Genomic DNA, 18,320 nt, shown 5'->3' with positions numbered 1-18,320 from the left:
GTATGCGGCCGACCCCCACCCCGACCCTCCCCCTTGCAGGGGGAGGGAGAGCTCGCGCAGCGCGTTTGGCTTCAAATCACTCACTCAGTATCCAGGTGTCTTTGGTGCCGCCGCCCTGGCTCGAATTGACGACGAGCGAGCCTTCCTTCAGCGCGACGCGGGTCAGCCCGCCGGGCACGATGGTGGTGTGGCTGGAGCCGGTCAGCACGAACGGGCGGAGGTCGACATGACGCGGCGCCAGCCCCTTGTCGGTGCAGGTCGGGCAGGTCGACAGCGCCAGCGTCGGCTGGGCGATGAAGCCCTCCGGCTCGCGCTTGAGCTTGTCGCGGAACGCCTCGATCGTCGCCTTGGTGGCGGCGGGGCCGATCAGCATGCCGTAGCCGCCCGAGCCGTGCACCTCCTTGACGACGAGGTCGGCGAGGTTGTCGAGCACATAGGACAGATCCTGCGGTTCGCGGCAGCGCCAGGTCTGCACGTTCTTCAGGATCGGCTCCTCGCTGAGATAGAATTTTACGATGTCCGGCATGTAGGAATAGATCGCCTTGTCGTCGGCGATGCCGGTGCCGACTGCATTGGCGAGCGTGATGTTGCCGGCGGCGTAGGCCGACATCAGTCCGGGGACGCCGAGCGCGGAGTCCGGCCGGAAGGTGAGGGGATCGAGGAAATCGTCGTCGACGCGGCGGTAGATCACGTCGACCCGCTTCAGCCCCTCGGTGGTGCGCATAAACACCTCATCGTTCTTGACGATGAGGTCGCGCCCCTCGACCAGCTCGATGCCGAGCTTGTCGGCGAGGAAGGAGTGCTCGTAATAGGCCGAGTTGTAGACGCCGGGCGTCATCAGCGCGACTGTCGGCTCGGCGGAGGCGCTGTGCGGCGCCACCGACCGCAGCGCCGACAGCAGCTCGTCCGGATAACGGTCCACCGGCGCGACGCGGTGCCGCGCGAACAGGTCCGGAAACAACCGCATCATGATCTCGCGGTTTTCCAGCATGTAGGACACGCCGGACGGCGTGCGCGCATTGTCCTCCAGCACGATGAAGTTGTCGGGATCGGTACGGATGATGTCGATGCCGGCGATGTGGACGTAGATGTCGTGCGGCACGTCCTGGCCGTTCATCTCCGGACGGAACACCGGGTTCTGGAAGATCAGGTCCTCGGGGATGACGTTGGCGCGCAGGATGTCGCGGCCGTGATAGATGTCTTTCAAGAACATGTTGAGCGCGAGCACGCGCTGCTTGAGGCCCTTCTCCAGCAGCATCCACTCGGTCGCCGACATGATGCGGGGGATGACGTCGAAGGGGATCAGCCGCTCCTGGGCCTCGGCATCGCCATAGACCGCGAAGGTGATGCCGATCCGGCGGAACAGCAGCTCCGCTTCCTGGCGTCGATATTCGAGCGCATCCGGCGGCGTCTCTTTGAGCCAGCGGGAGAGCTCCTGGTAGGCCGGGCGGAGATCCTCGCCGAGGCCATTCATCTCATCGAACGCGACTGCCATATAGCCCGACTGCCCTCCCAAGCCATGTGACACAGTGCATGACTTGATGGGATGGTAGCAAGGGGCGGGCCAGCGCGATATGCATTGGCTTACGGCATTTGCTATGGGTGAGGTGGAAGGCCTGCCCGAAAAACCGGCTGAGGTCTGCTTAATTCGGCGGCAAAACCCCGTGACATCAAGGCATTGGATCGGCAATGTCAGGGGATCAAGTTAGGGAATGAGACCATGAGCGAGATCGTCACGGCGGGGATATTGGTGATCGGCGACGAGATCCTGTCCGGCCGGACCAAGGACAAGAACATCGGCTTCATCGCCGAATACCTGACCAACATCGGCATCGACCTGAAGGAGGTCCGCGTCGTCGCCGATGACGAGGCCGACATCGTCTCCGCCCTTGATGCGCTGCGGCATAGGTACACCTACGTGTTCACCACCGGCGGCATCGGGCCGACCCATGACGACATCACCGCCGACAGCGTGGCGAAGGCGTTCGGGGTCGATATCCATCATCACCCCGAGGTGGTGGCGCGGTTCAGGGAGCGCTGGAGCGAGCAGGACCTCAACGACGCGCGGCTGCGCATGGCCCGGGTGCCTGACGGCGCCGAGCTGATCCAGAGCGCGACCATCCTGGCGCCGGGCTTCAAGCTCGGTAATGTCATCGTGATGGCCGGCATCCCCACCATCATGCAGGCGATGATGGACATCGTGGCGCCGACCCTGAAATCCGGCGTGCGGATGCTATCGGACTCGGTCAGGGCCGACGCGCGGGAAGGCGACATCGGCGGCCCGCTGCGGGCGATCGCGGAAGCCAATCCCGACACCATCATCGGCAGCTATCCGTTCCAGGACGAGAACCAGAAGCCGAACACCAATCTCGTGGTCCGCTCGCGCGACCCGGAAAAGCTCGCCGCGGCGATGATCGCGGTGAAGGAGATGCTGAAGCAAGTGCAGGCCGCGCAGAAGAAGCCGGCGGGTTGAGACGATATGGCTGAACGAAATTCCGAACCGAGCCCACAGGAGCGAGCCGGCAGGCCATTTCCGGTCTCGTGGGATCAATTCCATAGAGATTGCCGGGCGCTGACCTGGCGGCTCAATGAGGTCGGCCCGTTCCAAGCGGTGATCGCGATCACCCGCGGCGGGCTGGTGCCCGCGGCGATCGTGGCGCGCGAGCTCGGCTTGCGGGTGATCGACACCGTCTGCGTCGCCAGCTACGACCACGACAAGCAGGGCGATCTGAAAGTGCTCAAGGGCATTTCGGAGCAGACTGCCAAGCTCGGCGGCGGCACCGGCAAGGGGCTGTTGATCGTCGACGACCTCGTCGATACCGGCAAGACTGGCAGGCTGGTGCGCCAATTGCTGCCCGATGCGCATTTCGCGACCGTGTACGCCAAGCCGAAGGGCCGGCCGCTGGTCGACACCTACATCACCGAGGTGTCGCAGGACACCTGGATCTACTTTCCCTGGGATACCGCGCTGTCGTTCCAGCCGCCGATCCGCGACGGGGCGGCGTGAGGAGTCACCTCGCCCCGCTTGCGGGGAGAGGTCGATCGCGGAGCGATCGGGTGAGGGGGAGTCACCGCGAGTTCATCTCTCACTATCTTTGCGGACAAGCCCCTCACCCCAACCCTCTCCCCGCAAGAGCGGGGCGAGGGGGAAGTAAGAAACATGCCCCTGCAAAACCGCGTCACGCCCACCGGCGACATCGTCGCGACCGACCATCGCGGCACCTTCACCGGCAATCGCGGCATCATCCACGATCCGGCGACGCGCACGCTTCTGAACAAGCGCTGGTCGAGCCCGGCCTGGCTCACCTGCGTCTGCGAGTTCAGGGGACGGCGGCGCAAGGTGATGAGCCGTCAGAGCTGGACCGAGCTGTTCTTCCTCGATGAGGCCACCGCGTTTGCGGCCGGACACCGGCCCTGCTTCTACTGCCGCCGTGACGATGCCAAGCGGTTTCGCGGCTGCTGGGAGCAGGGCAACGACGTGAGCGATCTCAGCGCCAAGGCGATGGATGCGGTGCTGCATGCCGAGCGGCTCGACCGCGGCAAGAAGCGGCTGCATCCGCTGCCGATGCGATTGCGGGACTTGCCCGACGGGACGATGGTGCAGGCGAGCGGGGAGAGCTACCTCGTCGCCGACGGCGCCACGTTGCGCTGGTCGTTCGCCGGTTACAGCCGGGCCGACGTACCCGAGCCGGCCATGCTGCTGACGCCGCCATCGACGGTGCGCGCCTTCCAGGCCGGCTACCGGCCGGTGTTGCATCCGAGCGCGATGGCCGTTCTGGGTTGATCTGCCGGCGTCATCCTTACGCCAGCCGCTGCCGAGCCAGCTTGGCACCGGCGCCCAGCGCGATCAACTTGGCTTCCGCGATGTCCCGCCGCATCGGCGCCATGCCGCAATTGGTGGTCGCGATGATGTTGCCCTTCGGCACGTGCTTCGCGACCGCCTCGATCACCTTGACGACGTCCTCAGCGGTCTCGATCTCGTCGCTGGCGACGTCGATCACGCCGGCCTGCACGATCTTGCCGGGAAGCGCCGCGAGCAGTTCGATCGGCACCTTCGAGTTGCGGCATTCGATCGCGACCTGCTGGATCGTGCTCTTGTCGATGACGGGGAACGTCTCCTCGTATTGCCGCCACTCGCCGCCGAGCGTCTGCTTCCAGTCGGTGTTGGCCTTGATGCCGTAGCCGTAGCAGATGTGCACGGCAGTGGCGCAAGTCAGGCCTTCGGCGGCGCGCTCCAGCGCCTTGATGCCCCAGTCGCGCACTTGGTCCATGTAGACGTTGAAGGCGGGCTCGTCGAACTGGATCATGTCGACGCCGTCGGCCTGCAACGCCTTCGCCTCCTGATTCAAAAGCTCGGCGAAAGCGAAGGCCATCTTCACGCGGTCGCCGTAATACTTGTCGGCGATGGTATCGATGATCGTCATCGGGCCGGGCATGGTGAATTTCAGCCGGTTCCTGGTGTGCGCGCGGGCCGCACGGGCCTCGCTCTCGTGGACGCGTCCCTTGAGCTGCAGCGGTGCGACCACCTGCGGCACCATCGCCTTATAGCGGTCCTTGCGGATGCCCATCTCGACCTTGTGCGCGAAATCGATGCCTTCGATCCGCTCCAGGAAGCCGTGCACGAAATGCTGGCGCGCCTGCTCGCCCTCGGTGACGATGTCGACGCCGGCATCTTCCTGCAGCTTGACCGCGAGCACCGTGGCATCGCGCTTGGCGCGGGCGAGCTCGGCGCCCTCCGACTTCCAGGGTGCCCACAGCATGTTCGGCTCCGCCAGCCATTCCGGCTTCGGCAGCGAGCCTGCGATCGTGGTTGGAAACAGCATGGGTGCCTCCTGTTGGGTTCTGATTGAGCGCTTGTGTGCCATGTCCTAAGGTGGAGGTACAGAACAACAAAAGTCTTTGTGACGGGGAATAGAACGCCGATGATCGATTTGCACTACGCTCCGACGCCGAACGGCTGGAAGATCTCGATCATGCTGGAGGAACTGGGGCTGCCCTACAAGGTGATCCCGGTGAACATCCGCGCCGGTGAGCAGTTTCGGCCCGAATTCCTGGCGATCAGCCCGAACAACCGGATCCCCGCCATCGTCGACCATGCGCCTGCCGACGGCGGCGGGCCGTTCTCGGTGTTCGAGACCGGCGCGATCCTGATCTATCTCGCCGACAAGGCCGGCCGTTTCCTGTCCAGGGAGCTACGTGCGCGGTCGAACGTCATCCAATGGGTGATGTGGCAGATGGGCGGCCTCGGGCCGATGCTCGGCCAGCACGGCCATTTCGCGCTCTATGCGGCCGAGAAGATTCCCTACGCGATCGAACGTTACCGCGACGAGACCGCGCGGCTCTACGGCGTGCTCGACCGCCAGCTCGGCAGGACCGGCGCCTATATCGCCGGCGACGACTATTCGATCGCCGACATCGCCTGCTTCCCCTGGACCATGACCCACAAGGCGCAGGGTTTTACCCTCGACGATTTCCCGAACATCAAGCGCTGGTACGCCACCGTGCGCGCCCGGCCGCAGGTGCAGGCGGGGCTTGCGATCGGAAAATTCGTCAAGGAGCCGTTTGACGAGGAATCACGCAAGAACATGTTCGGCCAGCGTGCGAAGGAATTGGTCGAGAAGAAATGATGCCCGTTATTCCGCGGCGCGACACAGTCGCGAGCCCTGCGCCTTGCAGTGCATCCCGGAATGACGAGAATGAATGTGGAAAAGACAAAGGGAAACGCCATGATCGAATTCTTCTTCGACTGCTCCAGCCCGTGGACCTATCTCGCCTGGCACAACATCCAGCCGCTCGCGAAGGAGTTCGACGCTCCGATCACCTGGCGGCCGATCCTGGTCGGCGGCATCTTCAACACCGTCAACCCGTCGGTCTACGCGCAGCGCGAGAAGCCGGTGCCGCTGAAGGCGCGCTACATGAAGAAGGATCTCACCGACTGGGCGCGCTCGGCCGGCCTTGCGATCAAGATGCCGCCGACCGTGTTCCCGGTGAACAGCGTCAAGGCGATGCGCGGCTGCATCCTTCTCGGCAACGAGAAGATGGTGCCGTTCGCCCGCGCGGTGTTCGAGGCCTATTGGGGTGACGACAAGGACATTTCGCAGGATGCGGTGCTGACCGAGATCTGCACTAAACTCGGGATCGATCCGGCGCAATTCCTTGCCGGCATCGGCGACCAGGCGATCAAGGATCAACTCAAGGCCAACACCGAGGAGGTGATGGCGCGCGGCGGCTTCGGCTCGCCGACGATCTATCTCGACAAGACCGACATGTATTTCGGCAACGACCGCTTGCCGCTGATCCGCGAGGCGCTGGCACGTCTCAAGGCGCGGGCCGCCTGATGCCGAAAGCCGTCGTTTGCCGCGAGCTCGGGCCGCCCGAGCGCCTGCATCTCGAGAACTTTGCCTCGGTGCCCTTGCAGCCGGGCCAGGTGCGGGTTGCGATCCGCGCCGCCGGGATCAACTTTCCCGACATCCTGATGGCCGCGGGCGAGTACCAGCTCAAGCCGCCGCTGCCGTTCACGCCGGGTTCGGAAGCCGCCGGCGATGTCGTCGAGGTCAATGGAGCATCCGGTGTCGCCGTCGGCGACAAGGTGATCGTCAAGATGCGCTTCGGCGCCTATTGCGACGAGACGGTTGCAACGCCGTCGCAGCTCGTGCCGGTGCCGTCGACTTTCGACTACGCGGAAGGCGCGACCTTCCTGGCCGCGCATGGCACCGCCTATCACGCGCTGATCGACCGCGGGCAGATCAAGCCGGGCGAGGTGCTGCTGGTGCATGGCGCCGGCGGCGGTGTCGGGCTTGCCGCGGTCGAGATCGGCAAGCTGCTTGGCGCCACCGTGATCGCTGCGGCTTCGAGCGAGGAGAAGCTTGCGATCGCCAGGGCGCGCGGCGCGGACCACCTCGTGCTCTATACACGCGAGCCGTTCCGCGATGCGGTCAAGCGTCTCACCGACGGTCGCGGCGCCGATGTGGTGTTCGATCCTGTCGGCGGCGAGGTGTTCGAGAACTCGATGCGCTGCATCAACTGGGGCGCGCGGATTCTCGTCGTCGGCTTCACCGGCGGCATCGGTCTGGCCCGCACCAATCTGTTGATGATCAAGGGCGCGAGCGTGCTCGGCGTTCGCGCCGGCGAGGCGGTGCGCAAGGATCCCGCGCTCGGCGAGATCAGGTTCAAGGCGCTGAGCGAATGGGCCGAGGCCGGCCGGGTGCGGCCGAATATCTCGCACCGGCTGCCGCTGGAAGATTATGCGAAGGCGATGCGGCTCTTGATCGAGCGCAAGGCGATCGGGCGTGTGGCGCTGCTGACGAGGCCGTGAAGCCATGGATCCGTCGGGCAGGCGGCTTGCCAGCGTCCGCCATGCACCGATAGCAGACCAAATTCTGCAGTGCAGCCAAATGACGCGATGGGCCCGGCGTTCAAGGAATCGAACCCAGGTCCGTCGCGTGATATCCTCTGCCGGCTGAGTGTCGTTGCAGGGGTGGAGGATGACATGCGTATCGCTGTGATGGCGGCCGGTGCCCTCGGCGGTTATTTCGGAGCACGTATGGCTGCAGCAGGGCACGACGTGTTCTTTATCGCGCGCGGCTCCAACCTCGAGGCGATCAGAAAGAACGGTCTCAAGGTCGAGAGTGTGCTTGGCAATCTTCATTTGCCCGAGCCCAACGTGACCGATGATCCTGCCACGGTCGGCCCGGTCGATATCGTTCTGTTCGCGGTCAAGCTTTGGGACAGCGAGACGGCAGCCAGGTCGTCTCTCCCCCTGGTCGGACCGCGCACCCGGGTGATCCCGTTGCAAAACGGGGTCGATAGCGCGGAGAGGATCGCCCCGATTCTCGGCGCCGACAACGTGGTCGCTGGAAGTGCCTACATTGCTACGGTGCTGTCCGCGCCTGGCGTCGTCACCCACACGAGCCAGTTCGCGCGCATGGTCTGCGGCAGAACCGACGGTAGGCCCGATGACGGCCTCAAGGCCTTTGCCGACGCCGCTCAAGCGGCCGGCATCGACATCTCGGTGTCCGACGGGATTGACCGCGAGCGCTGGCAGAAATTCGTATTCCTCGTCGGACTATCAGGCGCGACCGCAACGACTCGCCAGCCGCTGGGGCCGATCCTGGCCGACCCGGATACGCGAGCGTTCTTTTACAGCCTGATGAGCGAGGTGGTGGCGGTCGGCCGTGCCAGGGGCGTTCCCATTCCGGAGAATTTTGCCGAGGACCGAATGAAATTCGCGGAAGCCTCGCCGCCCACCTTCAAGGCTTCCATGCTGCACGATCTCGAACGCGGCAACCGGCTCGAACTCGACTGGCTCGCCGGAAAGGTGGTGGAGTTCGCCCGCCCGCTTGGCATTCCGACACCAGCCAACAATGCGGTCTATGCCATGCTCAAGCTGCACAGGGTGGGTAACGCCCACGCCAACTGAGCGAAGCAGAACACTTCGACATGCTCGCCGCGGGTCGTTCCCGACCGGGTTTGGCTGCGTGCCAATGAGTCCGCGCTCTTAGTCCACCCGACGATTTGTGCTGAATTTCCCCTCTTGCAAGAACGCGATGGTCTGCGCGATCGCTTCGGCGTTGCGCACCAGCCAAGGATGCGAGGTGCGGATCACGATGTGATCGGCCATACCCTCGAGCCTGGTGTTGGCGACCGACACCCGGCCGTCATGCGGCCGCGGCAGGGCCATGGAGGTGATCGGATAGACCGAACGGTTGCCGGCAATGATGCCGGCGGAATAATCGATCGGCGGCAGCAGCGCGCTGGTCGCGGCATCGCGGCGGGTGACGAGCTGCTGCCCGGACCGAAATAGGCGCGATAAGCCGCGAGGTTCTTCAGGCGGTCGGCGATCTCGCTGCCGCCGTTCGGCGTGCCCAGCATCACGACGCGGCCGAGCCGCGCCGGGCGATGCCTTGCCAGATAGACGCGCGCCAGAAGCCCGCCCATGGAATGGCAGACGAAGTTCACGGAGCCGTCGAGGCTCTCTGCGAACCGATCGAGCGAGGGGCGGATGTCCTCGGTCAACACGTCGAGTGGCTTGCGCCGGCTATCATAGTCGAGATTGAGGGTGGCAAAGCCGGCAGCCTTCAGTGCCAGCTCCATCCTGCGAAACGAGCGCGCCGTCCTGCTGATGCCGTGCAACAGGACGACGCCGTCAAGTGTGGACGCCGCTTGACGCCGTTCGCTCACTTATAGTCGCGCTCTTGCCACCACGGGAAATAGTCGGGCATGTCCGACGACACCTTGTTCTTGAACTGCGCGGGGCGCTTTTCCAGGAACGACACCACGCCTTCCTTGACGTCGTCGGAGCGGCCGCGGGCATAGATGCCGCGGCTGTCGACCTTGTGCGCCTCCATCGGATCGTCGGCGCCCATCATGCGCCACATCATCTGGCGGATCAGCGCCACCGACACCGGCGCGGTCTTGGCCGCGAACTCCTTGGCGAGCGCACGCGCGGTGGGCAACAGATCGTCCGGCGGCACCACCTTGCTGACGAGCCGCCCCGCAAGCGCTTCCTGCGCCGGGAAGACACGGCCGGAATAGCACCATTCCAGCGCCTGCGAGATTCCGACGATGCGCGGCAGGAACCAGCTCGATGCGGCTTCCGGCACGATGCCGCGCTGGGAGAACACGAAGCCGAAGCGCGCGGCGTCGGAGGCGATGCGGATATCCATCGCAAGCTGCATGGTGACGCCGATGCCGACCGCCGGGCCGTTCACTGCAGCGATCACCGGCTTCAGGCACTTGAAGATGCGCAGCGTCACTTGCCCGCCGCCGTCGCGCACCTGCGGATCGCTGTAGTCGACGCTGCCGTCGGCATTGCGCTTGACCGGACCGCGCCGCGCATCGCGGTCGAAGGTGTTGGCGCCGGATGAAAGATCGGCGCCGGCGCAGAAGCCGCGGCCCGCACCGGTCACGATAATGGCCCTGACGTCGTCGTCCTTGTCGGCTTTGTCGAACGCGTCGATCAGCTCCTGCTGCATCGTGGCGTTGAAGGCGTTGAGCTTGTCGGGCCGGTTCAGCGTGATGGTCAGGATCTGCTCGGCGACCTCGTACTTGATCGTCTCATACGCCATGGGGATGATTTCCTTCCTTTTATTTGTCATTGCCGGGCTCGACCCGGCAATCCATCTCTTCTTTATGAAGAAGATGGATGCGCGGGTCGAGCCCGCGCATGACAATTTGGAAGGCCGAGGCGCTACTTCTTCGGCGGCGTGGGCCACGGCTTCTGCGGGCCGCGCAGGCCTTCGAACGCCTTGCCCATGCCGAGCACGCCGATGTCGTCGAAGCGGCGGCCGATGATCTGGACGCCGATCGGAAAGCCCTTCTTGTCGTAGCCGCCGTTGATCGACAGCGCGGGGTTCTCCGACATATTCCACGGCACGGTAAAGCAGATGTGCTCGAACGGCTTTGCGGGGTCGTTGAGCGGCGCTGCGAACTCGGCCGGGAAGTTCACCACCGGCGACACCGGCGAGATCACGTAGTCGACCTCGCAGAACAATTTCGCGGCGGCGGCGCGGATCGCCATCGTCATGTTGAAGCCGCGCACCACATCGACTCCGGAGAGCTTTGCACCGGCCTCGGCCCAGTTGAGGATGTAGGGCAGGGTCTTGCCGCGGTCGGCCTGCGACAGTTTCGACAGCTCATCCCAGGTCCTAGCGCGCCAGAAATTGTCGAGCCCTTCGAGCATCTCGGGCGTCAGGATGCCGTCGATCTCGGTGATAACGGCGCCGGCGGATTCGAACGCCTTCGCAGCCTTCACGACGACCTCGCGAACCTCCTTCTCGACCTTCTGGCCGGATCCGGCGTCGAGCATCAGCCCGATGCGCAGCTTGCGCGGCGACTTTTCCAGCGCCTTCCAGTTCACCTCGAGCGCCGGCAGGCTCATGCCGTCGCGGCGATCGGGACGCGACAATACGCTCATCATCAGCGCGGCGTCGTCGACGGTGCGGGTCATCGGACCGGCGACGCGGCCGACATAGGGCGGGTCGATCGGCACGCGGCCGAGGCTCGGCTTCAATGCGACGAGGCCGCACCAGTTGGCCGGCAGCCGCACCGAGCCGCCGATATCGGTGCCGAGATGCAAGGGACCATAGCCGGCAGCACCTGCCGCGCCCGCGCCGGCGCTCGAGCCGCCGGGGTTCTTGCTGACATCCCAGGGATTGCGGGTCAGGGGATGGAACGAGGACAGGCCCGACGACAGCATGCCGTAGTCCGGCATCGTGGTCTTGGAGAAGATCACGCAGCCGGCCTCGCGCAGCCGCGCCGCGGGCGGTGCATCCTTCTCCGCGGGCGCCAGCTTGACGCTCGCCGCGCCCAGCGGCACCGGCTGCCCCTTGGTCGCGACATTGTCCTTGATGGTGGCGGGAACGCCATCGAGCGTGCCGGCCGGCTCGGCTTGCTGCCAGCGCTCGGTCGAGGTCTTGGCGACCTTCCGCGCCCCTTCCGGGTCGTACAAATACAGCGCCTTGATGTGCGGCTCCCAGGTCGCGACCTGGGAGATGATTTCCTCCAGCACCTCGGACGGCGAGAACTGCTTGGCACGATAGCCGGCGAGCAGGTCGACGGCGGAGAGATCGTGCAGCGACGTGATGGCGTCCCCTTTGGGCTTATGCATGCGCACCTGCCGGCATGCGTTTCTCGATGATGCGGGCGAACATGCTGGCGCCGATCGGCAGGATCTTGTCGTCGAGAACGTAACCGGGATTGTGAACGGGCACGGAGCCGTCATGGCCGACCCAGAAATACGCGCCGGGAATGGCCTGCATCATGTCGGCGAAATCCTCGCTGCCCATCTTGGGCGTCGAGCGGGTGATCACCTTGGCGGGGTCGACGACGGTGCGCGCGACTTCCTCGACGACGCGGGACTGCTCTTCCTGATTCACCAGCACGCTGAAGCCGTCGCGGATCTCGACCGAGATTTCGGCATCATATGCCGCCGCAAAGCCGGCGGAGATTTCGCGCATGCGCTTGCGGATCAGCTCACGGATCTCGTCGGAGAAGCAGCGCACCGTGCCGCACATCCAGGCTTCGCCGGGAATGACGTTGTACGCCGACCCGGAATGGATCTGCGTGATCGACAGCACCGCAGCCTGCAGCGGATCGACGTTACGGCTGACGATCGACTGCAACGCTTGTCCGAGCGTCATTGCGATCACGACCGCGTCCTTGGAACGCTCCGGCATCGCGCCATGGGCGCCGTAGCCCTGGATCCTGATGTCGAAGAAGTCGGCTGCGGCCATTGCCGGGCCCGGCAGGATCGCGATCTCGCCATGGTTGAGGTCGGGCGCGTTGTGCAGGCCATAGACCTCGTCGCAGGGGAACTGCTTGAACAGGCCGTCCTTGATCATGGCGCGCGCGCCGCCGAGACCTTCCTCGGCCGGCTGGAAGATGAAATGCACGGTGCCGTCGAAATTGCGGGTCTCGGCGAGATAGCGCGCCGAGCCGAGCAGCATCGTGGTGTGGCCGTCATGGCCGCAGCCGTGGAAGCGGCCGGGAATGGTCGAACGCCACTTCAGATTGGTGTTCTCCTCCATCGGCAGCGCGTCCATGTCGGCGCGCAGGCCGATCTTCTTGGTGCCGTTACCCTTGCCCTTGAGCACACCGACCACGCCGGTGCCGCCGAGGCCGCGATGCACCTCGATGCCCCAGCTCGTCAGCTTGTCGGCGACGATGCCCGAGGTGCGGACCTCCTCGAAGCCGATCTCGGGATGCGCATGCAGATCCCGTCTGATGGCGGTGAGTTCGTCGGCAAAACTGTCGATGCGCTCAATGGTCGGCATGGCTCTCTATCCGTTTGTGCGTGATGGGGAGGTGGGTGTGAAAGTAGGGCCGTTCGGCTTGATCCGAATGCCGGGACGCAAATGTTTCCACGGCAGCGTGGCGGTATCGGCGGGCATCGCGCCGGGGGCGGCGCAGATCAAGAGCTTCTCGGCGATCGGCTCGAAATCGGCGCGGAAGTGCACCGAGCTCTTGTTGACCAAAATCTTCTGTGCCGTCGGCTCGATGCCGACATAGCGGTACATCGCCTGGTCGGCAAGCTGGGCCTTGTAGGAGCCGACCACGACGCGGACGTCGCCGACCCGCAGGCAGGCCGAGGGGCCCATGTCCATGTCGCGGCCGCCGAAATAGGGACCGGGAGCCACGAATTTTCCATCCGAGAGCTGCTCGACGACAAAAGTCTCCCGGTATGGCGCGTCGCCGGGAATGCCGGACTTGCCGCCGAGCTCGAGCGTGACTGATGCCCCGACACCGGCGGTGTGCGCGGCCTTCGCGGATTGCGGGTCGTAGATCACGCCGGTTGCGGCACTCGCCTTGTTGCGCACCAGCGCGCGCAGCATGCCGGTGGTGTCGGAATCGCCGCCGGCGCCGGGATTGTCCTGGGTGTCGGCGATGATGATCGGCCGGCTGGCCGATTTCGCCAGTTCCATCGCCAGCCGCACGCCTTCGTCGGGCGAATAGATCCGGCCGTCGAAATCGTCCTCATGGCTCTCGACCAGGGCGACGACCTTGTCGGCGGCGGCATCCGCATCGGCCTGGGTCCGGCCGTAAGCGAATACGCTCGGCCCGCAATCCCTGAAATCGGCGGCCGGGAAGCCCGGCGCAAACGACAGCGTCGGCACCGCGTCGCTCTCGAGCGCGGCGAGCTTCTGATAGATGCCCTTGGTCGGCTGGTCGTTGGTGCATTGCCAGCTGATCGGGATCAGGAACGGCAGTTGCCGGAATGCCTTTGCGAAGCGCTGCCTCGACTTGAGCATCAGCGCCAGATGCCGGGCGCAGGCGCGGCCGGTTTCGGCCATGTCGACATGCGGATAGGTGCGGTAGGCAATCAGCGCATCGGCATGCTCGATCATCTTTGGCGAGACGTTCGCATGCAGATCGAGGCTCGCCAGCAGCGGCAGGTCGTTGCCGATCGCCTTGCGTACGCGGGCCAGGGTTTCGCCTTCACCGTCGTCATAATGCTCGGTGACCATGGCGCCGTGCAGGTCGAGATAGACGGCATCGATCGGTCCGGCCGCGGCGATGCCGTCGACCATTTCCGTCACGATCCGCTCGAACGCATCCTTGCTGACATGCGCCGACGGGCTCGCCGCGGCGAAGATCGTCGGCACCAGCTCCCAGCCATTGGCTTCCGCCGCCTCGACAAAGCCGGCGAGGCCGACATTGATCTTGCGCATGACCTTGAGCACGTCGGCGCCATGCGTCATCGACGGCCAGCCGCCGCCATGCACGAAATCGTCATAGGTTGCCTTCGTCGGTGCGAAGGTATTGGTCTCGTGCAGGAAGCCGCCAACGGCAATGCGGGTCATCAAGTCGGTCTCGATACGTTTCTTCGATCATGATGCGATCATAACGACGCGCGTCATGATCTCATCTCGTTGGTTGGAGCGTGATCTCCGGGGGAAGACCGGTGTCCGCCTTCAGGGCCACGCTCTAGCGCGCGACGTTAAGCGTGTCGTCGCGCCCAGCGCAAGCCGGGGAGCACCAGCGGATTTGCATGCCCTCAGCGCAGTCCGCGGAGGGCCCATGTAGCCCGGATGGAGCGAAGCGCAATCCGGGGTGTTTCGGGCGGCTGAGATTCCCCCGGATTTGGCTTCGCTGCATCCGGGCTACGGATTGCTAGGCCGTCGCCACAATGGCTTCCGAAACGGGGCGGAAGTTGGCGAAGTCCCAGCCGCGACCGGGCGCCGCATCGAGCAGCGCGCGGGTATAGGCCTGCTGCGGATTGGTCAGCACCTCGGCGGCCGGTCCCTGTTCCACGACGCGGCCATGCTGCATCACGGCGACGTCGTCGCAGATCTGTGCGGCGACGCGCAAATCATGCGTGATGAACAGCAGCGCGATGCCCAGCCGCCGCTGGATTTCGTCGAGCAGATCCAGCACCTGCGCCTGCACCGAGACGTCGAGCGCGGACACCGCCTCATCCGCGACGAGCACGTCGGGATCGAGCGCCAGCGCGCGCGCGATCGCGATGCGCTGGCGCTGGCCGCCGGAGAACTGGTGCGGATAGCGCGAGATCGCGTCGGGCGGCAGATGGACGAGCTCGAGCAGCTCGCGCGCCCGCGCCAGCGCGTCCTTGCGCGGCATGCCGTAATTGATCGGGCCTTCCGCGATGCTCTCGCCGACGGTGACGCGCGGATTGAGCGAGCGGTAGGGATCCTGGAAGATGATCTGGATCTTCTGGCGATGCGGCTGCAACAGCCGGCGCGACAGGTCGGAGATCTCGCGGCCGGCGAGGCGCACCCCGCCCGAGGTCGGATCGATCAGGCGGACGATGCAGCGCGCGACCGTCGACTTGCCGGAACCGCTTTCGCCGACGATGCCGAGCGTGCGGCCCTTGCGCAGAGTGAGCGTGACGTTGCTGGCGGCGGCGACCTCGCGGGCTTTGCCGTACAGCGACCGCTCCCGGTAGACCTTGCTGAGCTCGTTGGCTTCCAGCACCACCGGCTCGGTGGTCTCCGGGCGCGGCGCGCGCGGCACCAGGCTCGGCACCGAGGACAAGAGGTTGCGGGTGTACTCCATCTTCGGATTGCGCAGCACGTCCTGCAGCGGGCCGGTTTCGACCAGGCGGCCGTGTCGCATCACCGCGACGCGGTCGGCGATCTCGGCCACCACGCCCATGTCGTGGGTGATGAACAGAACCGCGGTGCCGTGATCGCGTTGCAGGTCGCGGATCAAGGTGAGGATCTGCTTCTGGGTGGTGACGTCGAGCGCGGTGGTCGGCTCGTCGGCGATCAGGAGCTTCGGCTCCAGCACCAGCGCCATCGCGATCATGATGCGCTGGCGCTGGCCGCCCGACAGGCGGTGCGGGTAGGAGGAGAAGATGCGCTCCACGTCCGGCAGCCGCACATGCTCCATCATCGCCAAAATCTTCTGGCGCCGTGCGCGGGCATCGAGATCGGTGTGGGCGCGCAGCACCTCGTCGATCTGGCGGCCGACCGGCACGACGGGATTGAGCGCGGTCATCGGCTCCTGGAAGATCATCGCCATCCGCGTGGCGCGGAGCTGGCGCAGCCGCCGGTCGCTGGCGGTGAGCAGTTCCTCGCCGACCAGTTTGACGCTGCCGCCGGACGGCACCAGCGTGCCCTTCTGCTGCAGGCCCATCACGGTGAGCGATGTCACCGACTTGCCCGAGCCGCTTTCGCCGACCAGGCACAGCGTCTCGCCTTCACGTACCTGCAGCGAGAGGTCGTCGATGATGCGATGCGCATCCGCCTTGCGGCCGAGGCCGACGACGAGATTGCTGATGTCGAGGACGACGTTGGTCATGTCAGGGTCTCTTGGAGCTGCGAAGGAATTTACCCACTGTCATTCCGAGATGGTGCGCCAGCACCAGACCCGGAATCTCGAGATTCCGGGTTCGATGCTTCGCATCGCCCCGGAATGACGGCTTCAGAAGGGCTGAAGCCGTCACTTGCCCTCACGCTGCTTCATGCGTGGATCGAGCGCGTCGCGCGCGGCGTCGCCGATCAGGTTGACGCTGAGAATGGCGATCGAGAGCAACAGCCCCGGCCAGAAGATCAGCGACGGCTTGACCTGGAAGTAGGCGCGGCCCTCGGCCATGATGTTGCCCCAGGTCGGCGTTTCCGGCGAGATGCCGGCGCCGAGGAACGACAGGATCGCCTCGGTCAGGATCGCGGACGCGCAGACATAGGTGCCTTGCACGATCAGCGGCGCGATCGTGTTCGGCATCAAATGCCGCCACATGATCTTCGGCAGGCTGGTGCCGAGCGAGATCGCGGCCTCGACATAGGGTTCCTCGCGTGCGGTCAGCACCACCGAGCGCACCAGTCGCGCCACGCGCGGGATCTCGGGGATGGTGATCGCGACCATCACGGTCCAGATGCTGGCACCCGACAGCGACACCACGGCGATCGCGAGCAGGATGGCGGGGATCGCCATCAAGCCGTCCATCACGCGCATCAGCACCGCATCGACCCAGCGGAAGAAGCCGGCGACGAGGCCGATCAGAAGGCCGATGGCGATCGAGCAGACGGCGGCGCCGAGCCCGATCACCAGCGAGATCCGTGCGCCAAAGATGATGCGCGACAACAGGTCGCGGCCATAGGCGTCGGTGCCGAGCAGATATTGCGCGCTCGACGGCTTCAGCCGCTGCGACGGCGTCAGCAGCAGAGGATCGTGCGGCGCAAGCAGCGGCGCGAAGATCGCCATCAGGATGATGAGGGCGAGGCTGATCGTCGCAACCGCGATGATCGGCGTCGACGTCAGGAAGCCGAACTTGACGCGGAACGGCCGGGTGACGGGAAGCGTGGATTCGGGAAGGGTTTCGATCGCCATTGCTCAGTACCGGATACGAGGATCGAGCAGGGTGTAGGCGAGGTCGATCAACAGATTGACCGCGACGTAGATACCCGACGTCAACAGGATCATCGCCTGGATCACCGGATAGTCGCGCGCCAGCACCGCATCGACGGTGAGGCGGCCGATGCCGGGCAGGTTGAACACGCTTTCGGTGACGACGACGCCGGAGATCAGCAGCGCGAAGCCGGAGCCGATCACCGTGATGACCGGCACGGCCGCGTTGCGCAGCGCATGGCGCAGCAGCACGCCGGTCTCGCCGATGCCCTTGGCCCGCGCCGTGCGCACGTAATCCTCGCCGAGCACATCGAGCATCGAGGCCCGCGTCATGCGTGCGATCAGCGCGACATAGATGAAGGAGAGCGTGCAGGTCGGCAGGATGAGGCGCTGGAAGAACGGACCGAAGCCGGCCGAGATGCTCTTGAAGCCCTGTACCGGAACCCAGCGCAGATCAATCGCAAAGATCTGGATCAGCACGTAGCCGATCACGAACACCGGCACCGAGAAGCCGAGCACCGAGAGCCCCATCACGAAGCGGTCGATCCAGGTGCCGTGCTTCCACGCCGCGATCACGCCGAGCGGCACCGCCACCAGGATCGAGAGGATGATGGTAGCTAGCGCGACCGAGATCGAGGGCTCGAGGCGCGGGACGATCATTTCGAGGATCGGCTTGTTCGAGATCAGGGAAACGCCGAGGTCGCCGTGCAGCAGCTTGGCGATCCAGGTGTAGAACTGGATGTAGATCGGCTCGTTCAGACCAAGCGAGGTCCGAATGCGTTCGAGCTGTTCGGGCGTCGCGTTGTCGCCGGCGAGGATGGCGGCCGGGTCGCCCGGCGTCAGCCGCAGCAACAGGAACACGAACAGAGCCACCACGCCCATCACGGGAATGGCGGCGAGGATGCGGCGAAGCAGATATCCGAGCAAATTTGATCCGTTGGGTTGTGGTCGATGAAGTCCCCAGCGGGACCGTTGCACACCAGACCGTAGCACAGATGGTAGCAGACTCACGG

The 18,320-nt window shown here is 65.2% G+C and carries 18 protein-coding genes; 7 read left to right on the top strand and 11 right to left on the bottom strand.

Features of this window, described 5'->3' with window-relative positions; genetic code table 11:
• Positions 1 to 76 precede the first annotated feature (76 nt).
• A complete protein-coding gene (locus J6525_RS35980; protein WP_092089677.1) occupies positions 77 to 1,495 on the bottom strand; it encodes a circularly permuted type 2 ATP-grasp protein in 1,419 nt (472 codons plus the stop codon).
• Positions 1,496 to 1,720: 225 nt separating this feature from the next.
• On the opposite strand from J6525_RS35980, the gene J6525_RS35975 reads away from it, so the two are divergent.
• From J6525_RS35975 to J6525_RS35965, 3 genes are all read left to right on the top strand, one after another.
• Positions 1,721 to 2,473 carry a competence/damage-inducible protein A gene (locus J6525_RS35975; protein ID WP_092089676.1) on the top strand — a complete coding sequence of 251 codons (753 nt, stop codon included), beginning with the start codon at positions 1,721 to 1,723 and terminating at the stop codon, positions 2,471 to 2,473.
• A gap of 6 nt (positions 2,474 to 2,479) precedes the next feature.
• Entirely contained in the window at positions 2,480 to 3,007 is a 528-nt protein-coding gene (gene gpt / locus J6525_RS35970; protein ID WP_092089675.1) for a xanthine phosphoribosyltransferase, read from the top strand.
• 153 nt (positions 3,008 to 3,160) lie between these two features.
• Positions 3,161 to 3,784 carry a hypothetical protein gene (locus tag J6525_RS35965; protein WP_225648193.1) on the top strand — a complete coding sequence of 208 codons (624 nt, stop codon included), beginning with the start codon at positions 3,161 to 3,163 and terminating at the stop codon, positions 3,782 to 3,784.
• Between the two features lie 16 nt (positions 3,785 to 3,800).
• Here the strand turns inward: J6525_RS35965 and J6525_RS35960 are convergent, their stop codons facing one another.
• Positions 3,801 to 4,823, bottom strand: a complete 1,023-nt coding sequence (locus tag J6525_RS35960) for a methionine synthase (protein WP_038383315.1) — start codon at positions 4,821 to 4,823, stop codon at positions 3,801 to 3,803.
• A gap of 99 nt (positions 4,824 to 4,922) precedes the next feature.
• Here J6525_RS35960 and J6525_RS35955 point away from each other — a divergent pair, with 99 nt between their 5' ends.
• The 4 genes from J6525_RS35955 to J6525_RS35940 all read left to right on the top strand — a co-directional run bounded on the left by J6525_RS35955 (position 4,923) and on the right by J6525_RS35940 (position 8,419).
• Positions 4,923 to 5,627, top strand: a complete 705-nt coding sequence (locus tag J6525_RS35955; protein ID WP_225648192.1) for a glutathione binding-like protein — start codon at positions 4,923 to 4,925, stop codon at positions 5,625 to 5,627.
• 99 nt (positions 5,628 to 5,726) lie between these two features.
• Complete coding sequence (locus tag J6525_RS35950; RefSeq protein ID WP_168856778.1) at positions 5,727 to 6,338, top strand: 2-hydroxychromene-2-carboxylate isomerase; 612 nt, start codon at positions 5,727 to 5,729, stop codon at positions 6,336 to 6,338.
• A complete protein-coding gene (locus tag J6525_RS35945; RefSeq protein ID WP_225648191.1) occupies positions 6,338 to 7,315 on the top strand; it encodes an NADPH:quinone oxidoreductase family protein in 978 nt (325 codons plus the stop codon). The genes J6525_RS35950 and J6525_RS35945 overlap by 1 nt, the downstream gene beginning before the upstream one ends.
• Before the next feature lie 174 nt (positions 7,316 to 7,489).
• On the top strand, positions 7,490 to 8,419 hold the full coding sequence (locus J6525_RS35940; protein ID WP_092089692.1) for a ketopantoate reductase family protein: 930 nt from the start codon (positions 7,490 to 7,492) through the stop codon (positions 8,417 to 8,419).
• A 78-nt stretch (positions 8,420 to 8,497) separates the two neighbouring features.
• Here the strand turns inward: J6525_RS35940 and J6525_RS47325 are convergent, their stop codons facing one another.
• From J6525_RS47325 to J6525_RS35900, 9 genes are all read right to left on the bottom strand, one after another.
• A complete protein-coding gene (locus J6525_RS47325; protein WP_312010024.1) occupies positions 8,498 to 8,620 on the bottom strand; it encodes a hypothetical protein in 123 nt (40 codons plus the stop codon).
• A complete protein-coding gene (locus J6525_RS35935) occupies positions 8,602 to 9,180 on the bottom strand; it encodes an esterase/lipase family protein (RefSeq protein WP_312010023.1) in 579 nt (192 codons plus the stop codon). Before J6525_RS35935 ends, J6525_RS47325 begins: the two co-directional genes overlap by 19 nt.
• The gene (locus tag J6525_RS35930) at positions 9,177 to 10,067 is read right to left on the bottom strand and encodes a crotonase/enoyl-CoA hydratase family protein (RefSeq protein ID WP_018272348.1); all 891 of its coding nucleotides are present in this window, start codon (positions 10,065 to 10,067) and stop codon (positions 9,177 to 9,179) included. Before J6525_RS35930 ends, J6525_RS35935 begins: the two co-directional genes overlap by 4 nt.
• Before the next feature lie 122 nt (positions 10,068 to 10,189).
• On the bottom strand, positions 10,190 to 11,608 hold the full coding sequence (locus tag J6525_RS35925) for an amidase (protein WP_225648190.1): 1,419 nt from the start codon (positions 11,606 to 11,608) through the stop codon (positions 10,190 to 10,192).
• The gene (locus J6525_RS35920; protein ID WP_028336101.1) at positions 11,601 to 12,773 is read right to left on the bottom strand and encodes a M20 aminoacylase family protein; all 1,173 of its coding nucleotides are present in this window, start codon (positions 12,771 to 12,773) and stop codon (positions 11,601 to 11,603) included. Before J6525_RS35920 ends, J6525_RS35925 begins: the two co-directional genes overlap by 8 nt.
• A 6-nt stretch (positions 12,774 to 12,779) precedes the next feature.
• Positions 12,780 to 14,300 (bottom strand): M81 family metallopeptidase, encoded by a 1,521-nt coding sequence (locus J6525_RS35915; RefSeq protein ID WP_225648189.1) that lies wholly within the window; start codon positions 14,298 to 14,300, stop codon positions 12,780 to 12,782.
• A 310-nt stretch (positions 14,301 to 14,610) separates the two neighbouring features.
• A complete protein-coding gene (locus J6525_RS35910; RefSeq protein WP_225648188.1) occupies positions 14,611 to 16,260 on the bottom strand; it encodes an ABC transporter ATP-binding protein in 1,650 nt (549 codons plus the stop codon).
• 141 nt (positions 16,261 to 16,401) lie between these two features.
• On the bottom strand, positions 16,402 to 17,289 hold the full coding sequence (locus J6525_RS35905) for an ABC transporter permease (protein WP_225648187.1): 888 nt from the start codon (positions 17,287 to 17,289) through the stop codon (positions 16,402 to 16,404).
• Positions 17,290 to 17,292: 3 nt separating this feature from the next.
• A complete protein-coding gene (locus J6525_RS35900) occupies positions 17,293 to 18,234 on the bottom strand; it encodes an ABC transporter permease (RefSeq protein WP_028336105.1) in 942 nt (313 codons plus the stop codon).
• Positions 18,235 to 18,320 lie beyond the last annotated feature (86 nt).

It is taken from the genome of Bradyrhizobium australafricanum (genome assembly GCF_020329495.1).
Classification (GTDB): Bacteria; Pseudomonadota; Alphaproteobacteria; order Rhizobiales; family Xanthobacteraceae; genus Bradyrhizobium; species Bradyrhizobium australafricanum.
This window is presented reverse-complemented; position numbering and strand designations above follow the sequence as displayed.

Excerpts from the sequence above, each read along its gene's own strand:
- J6525_RS35980 (WP_092089677.1), bottom strand. The coding sequence starts at position 1,495 with ATGGCAGTCGCGTTCGATGAGATGAATGGCCTCGGCGAGGATCTCCGC.
- J6525_RS35975 (WP_092089676.1), top strand. The coding sequence starts at position 1,721 with ATGAGCGAGATCGTCACGGCGGGGATATTGGTGATCGGCGACGAGATC.
- gpt (WP_092089675.1), top strand. The coding sequence starts at position 2,480 with ATGGCTGAACGAAATTCCGAACCGAGCCCACAGGAGCGAGCCGGCAGG.
- J6525_RS35965 (WP_225648193.1), top strand. The coding sequence starts at position 3,161 with ATGCCCCTGCAAAACCGCGTCACGCCCACCGGCGACATCGTCGCGACC.
- J6525_RS35960 (WP_038383315.1), bottom strand. The coding sequence starts at position 4,823 with ATGCTGTTTCCAACCACGATCGCAGGCTCGCTGCCGAAGCCGGAATGG.
- J6525_RS35955 (WP_225648192.1), top strand. The coding sequence starts at position 4,923 with ATGATCGATTTGCACTACGCTCCGACGCCGAACGGCTGGAAGATCTCG.
- J6525_RS35950 (WP_168856778.1), top strand. The coding sequence starts at position 5,727 with ATGATCGAATTCTTCTTCGACTGCTCCAGCCCGTGGACCTATCTCGCC.
- J6525_RS35945 (WP_225648191.1), top strand. The coding sequence starts at position 6,338 with ATGCCGAAAGCCGTCGTTTGCCGCGAGCTCGGGCCGCCCGAGCGCCTG.
- J6525_RS35940 (WP_092089692.1), top strand. The coding sequence starts at position 7,490 with ATGCGTATCGCTGTGATGGCGGCCGGTGCCCTCGGCGGTTATTTCGGA.
- J6525_RS47325 (WP_312010024.1), bottom strand. The coding sequence starts at position 8,620 with ATGGCCGATCACATCGTGATCCGCACCTCGCATCCTTGGCTGGTGCGC.
- J6525_RS35930 (WP_018272348.1), bottom strand. The coding sequence starts at position 10,067 with ATGGCGTATGAGACGATCAAGTACGAGGTCGCCGAGCAGATCCTGACC.
- J6525_RS35925 (WP_225648190.1), bottom strand. The coding sequence starts at position 11,608 with ATGCATAAGCCCAAAGGGGACGCCATCACGTCGCTGCACGATCTCTCC.
- J6525_RS35920 (WP_028336101.1), bottom strand. The coding sequence starts at position 12,773 with ATGCCGACCATTGAGCGCATCGACAGTTTTGCCGACGAACTCACCGCC.
- J6525_RS35915 (WP_225648189.1), bottom strand. The coding sequence starts at position 14,300 with ATGACCCGCATTGCCGTTGGCGGCTTCCTGCACGAGACCAATACCTTC.
- J6525_RS35910 (WP_225648188.1), bottom strand. The coding sequence starts at position 16,260 with ATGACCAACGTCGTCCTCGACATCAGCAATCTCGTCGTCGGCCTCGGC.
- J6525_RS35905 (WP_225648187.1), bottom strand. The coding sequence starts at position 17,289 with ATGGCGATCGAAACCCTTCCCGAATCCACGCTTCCCGTCACCCGGCCG.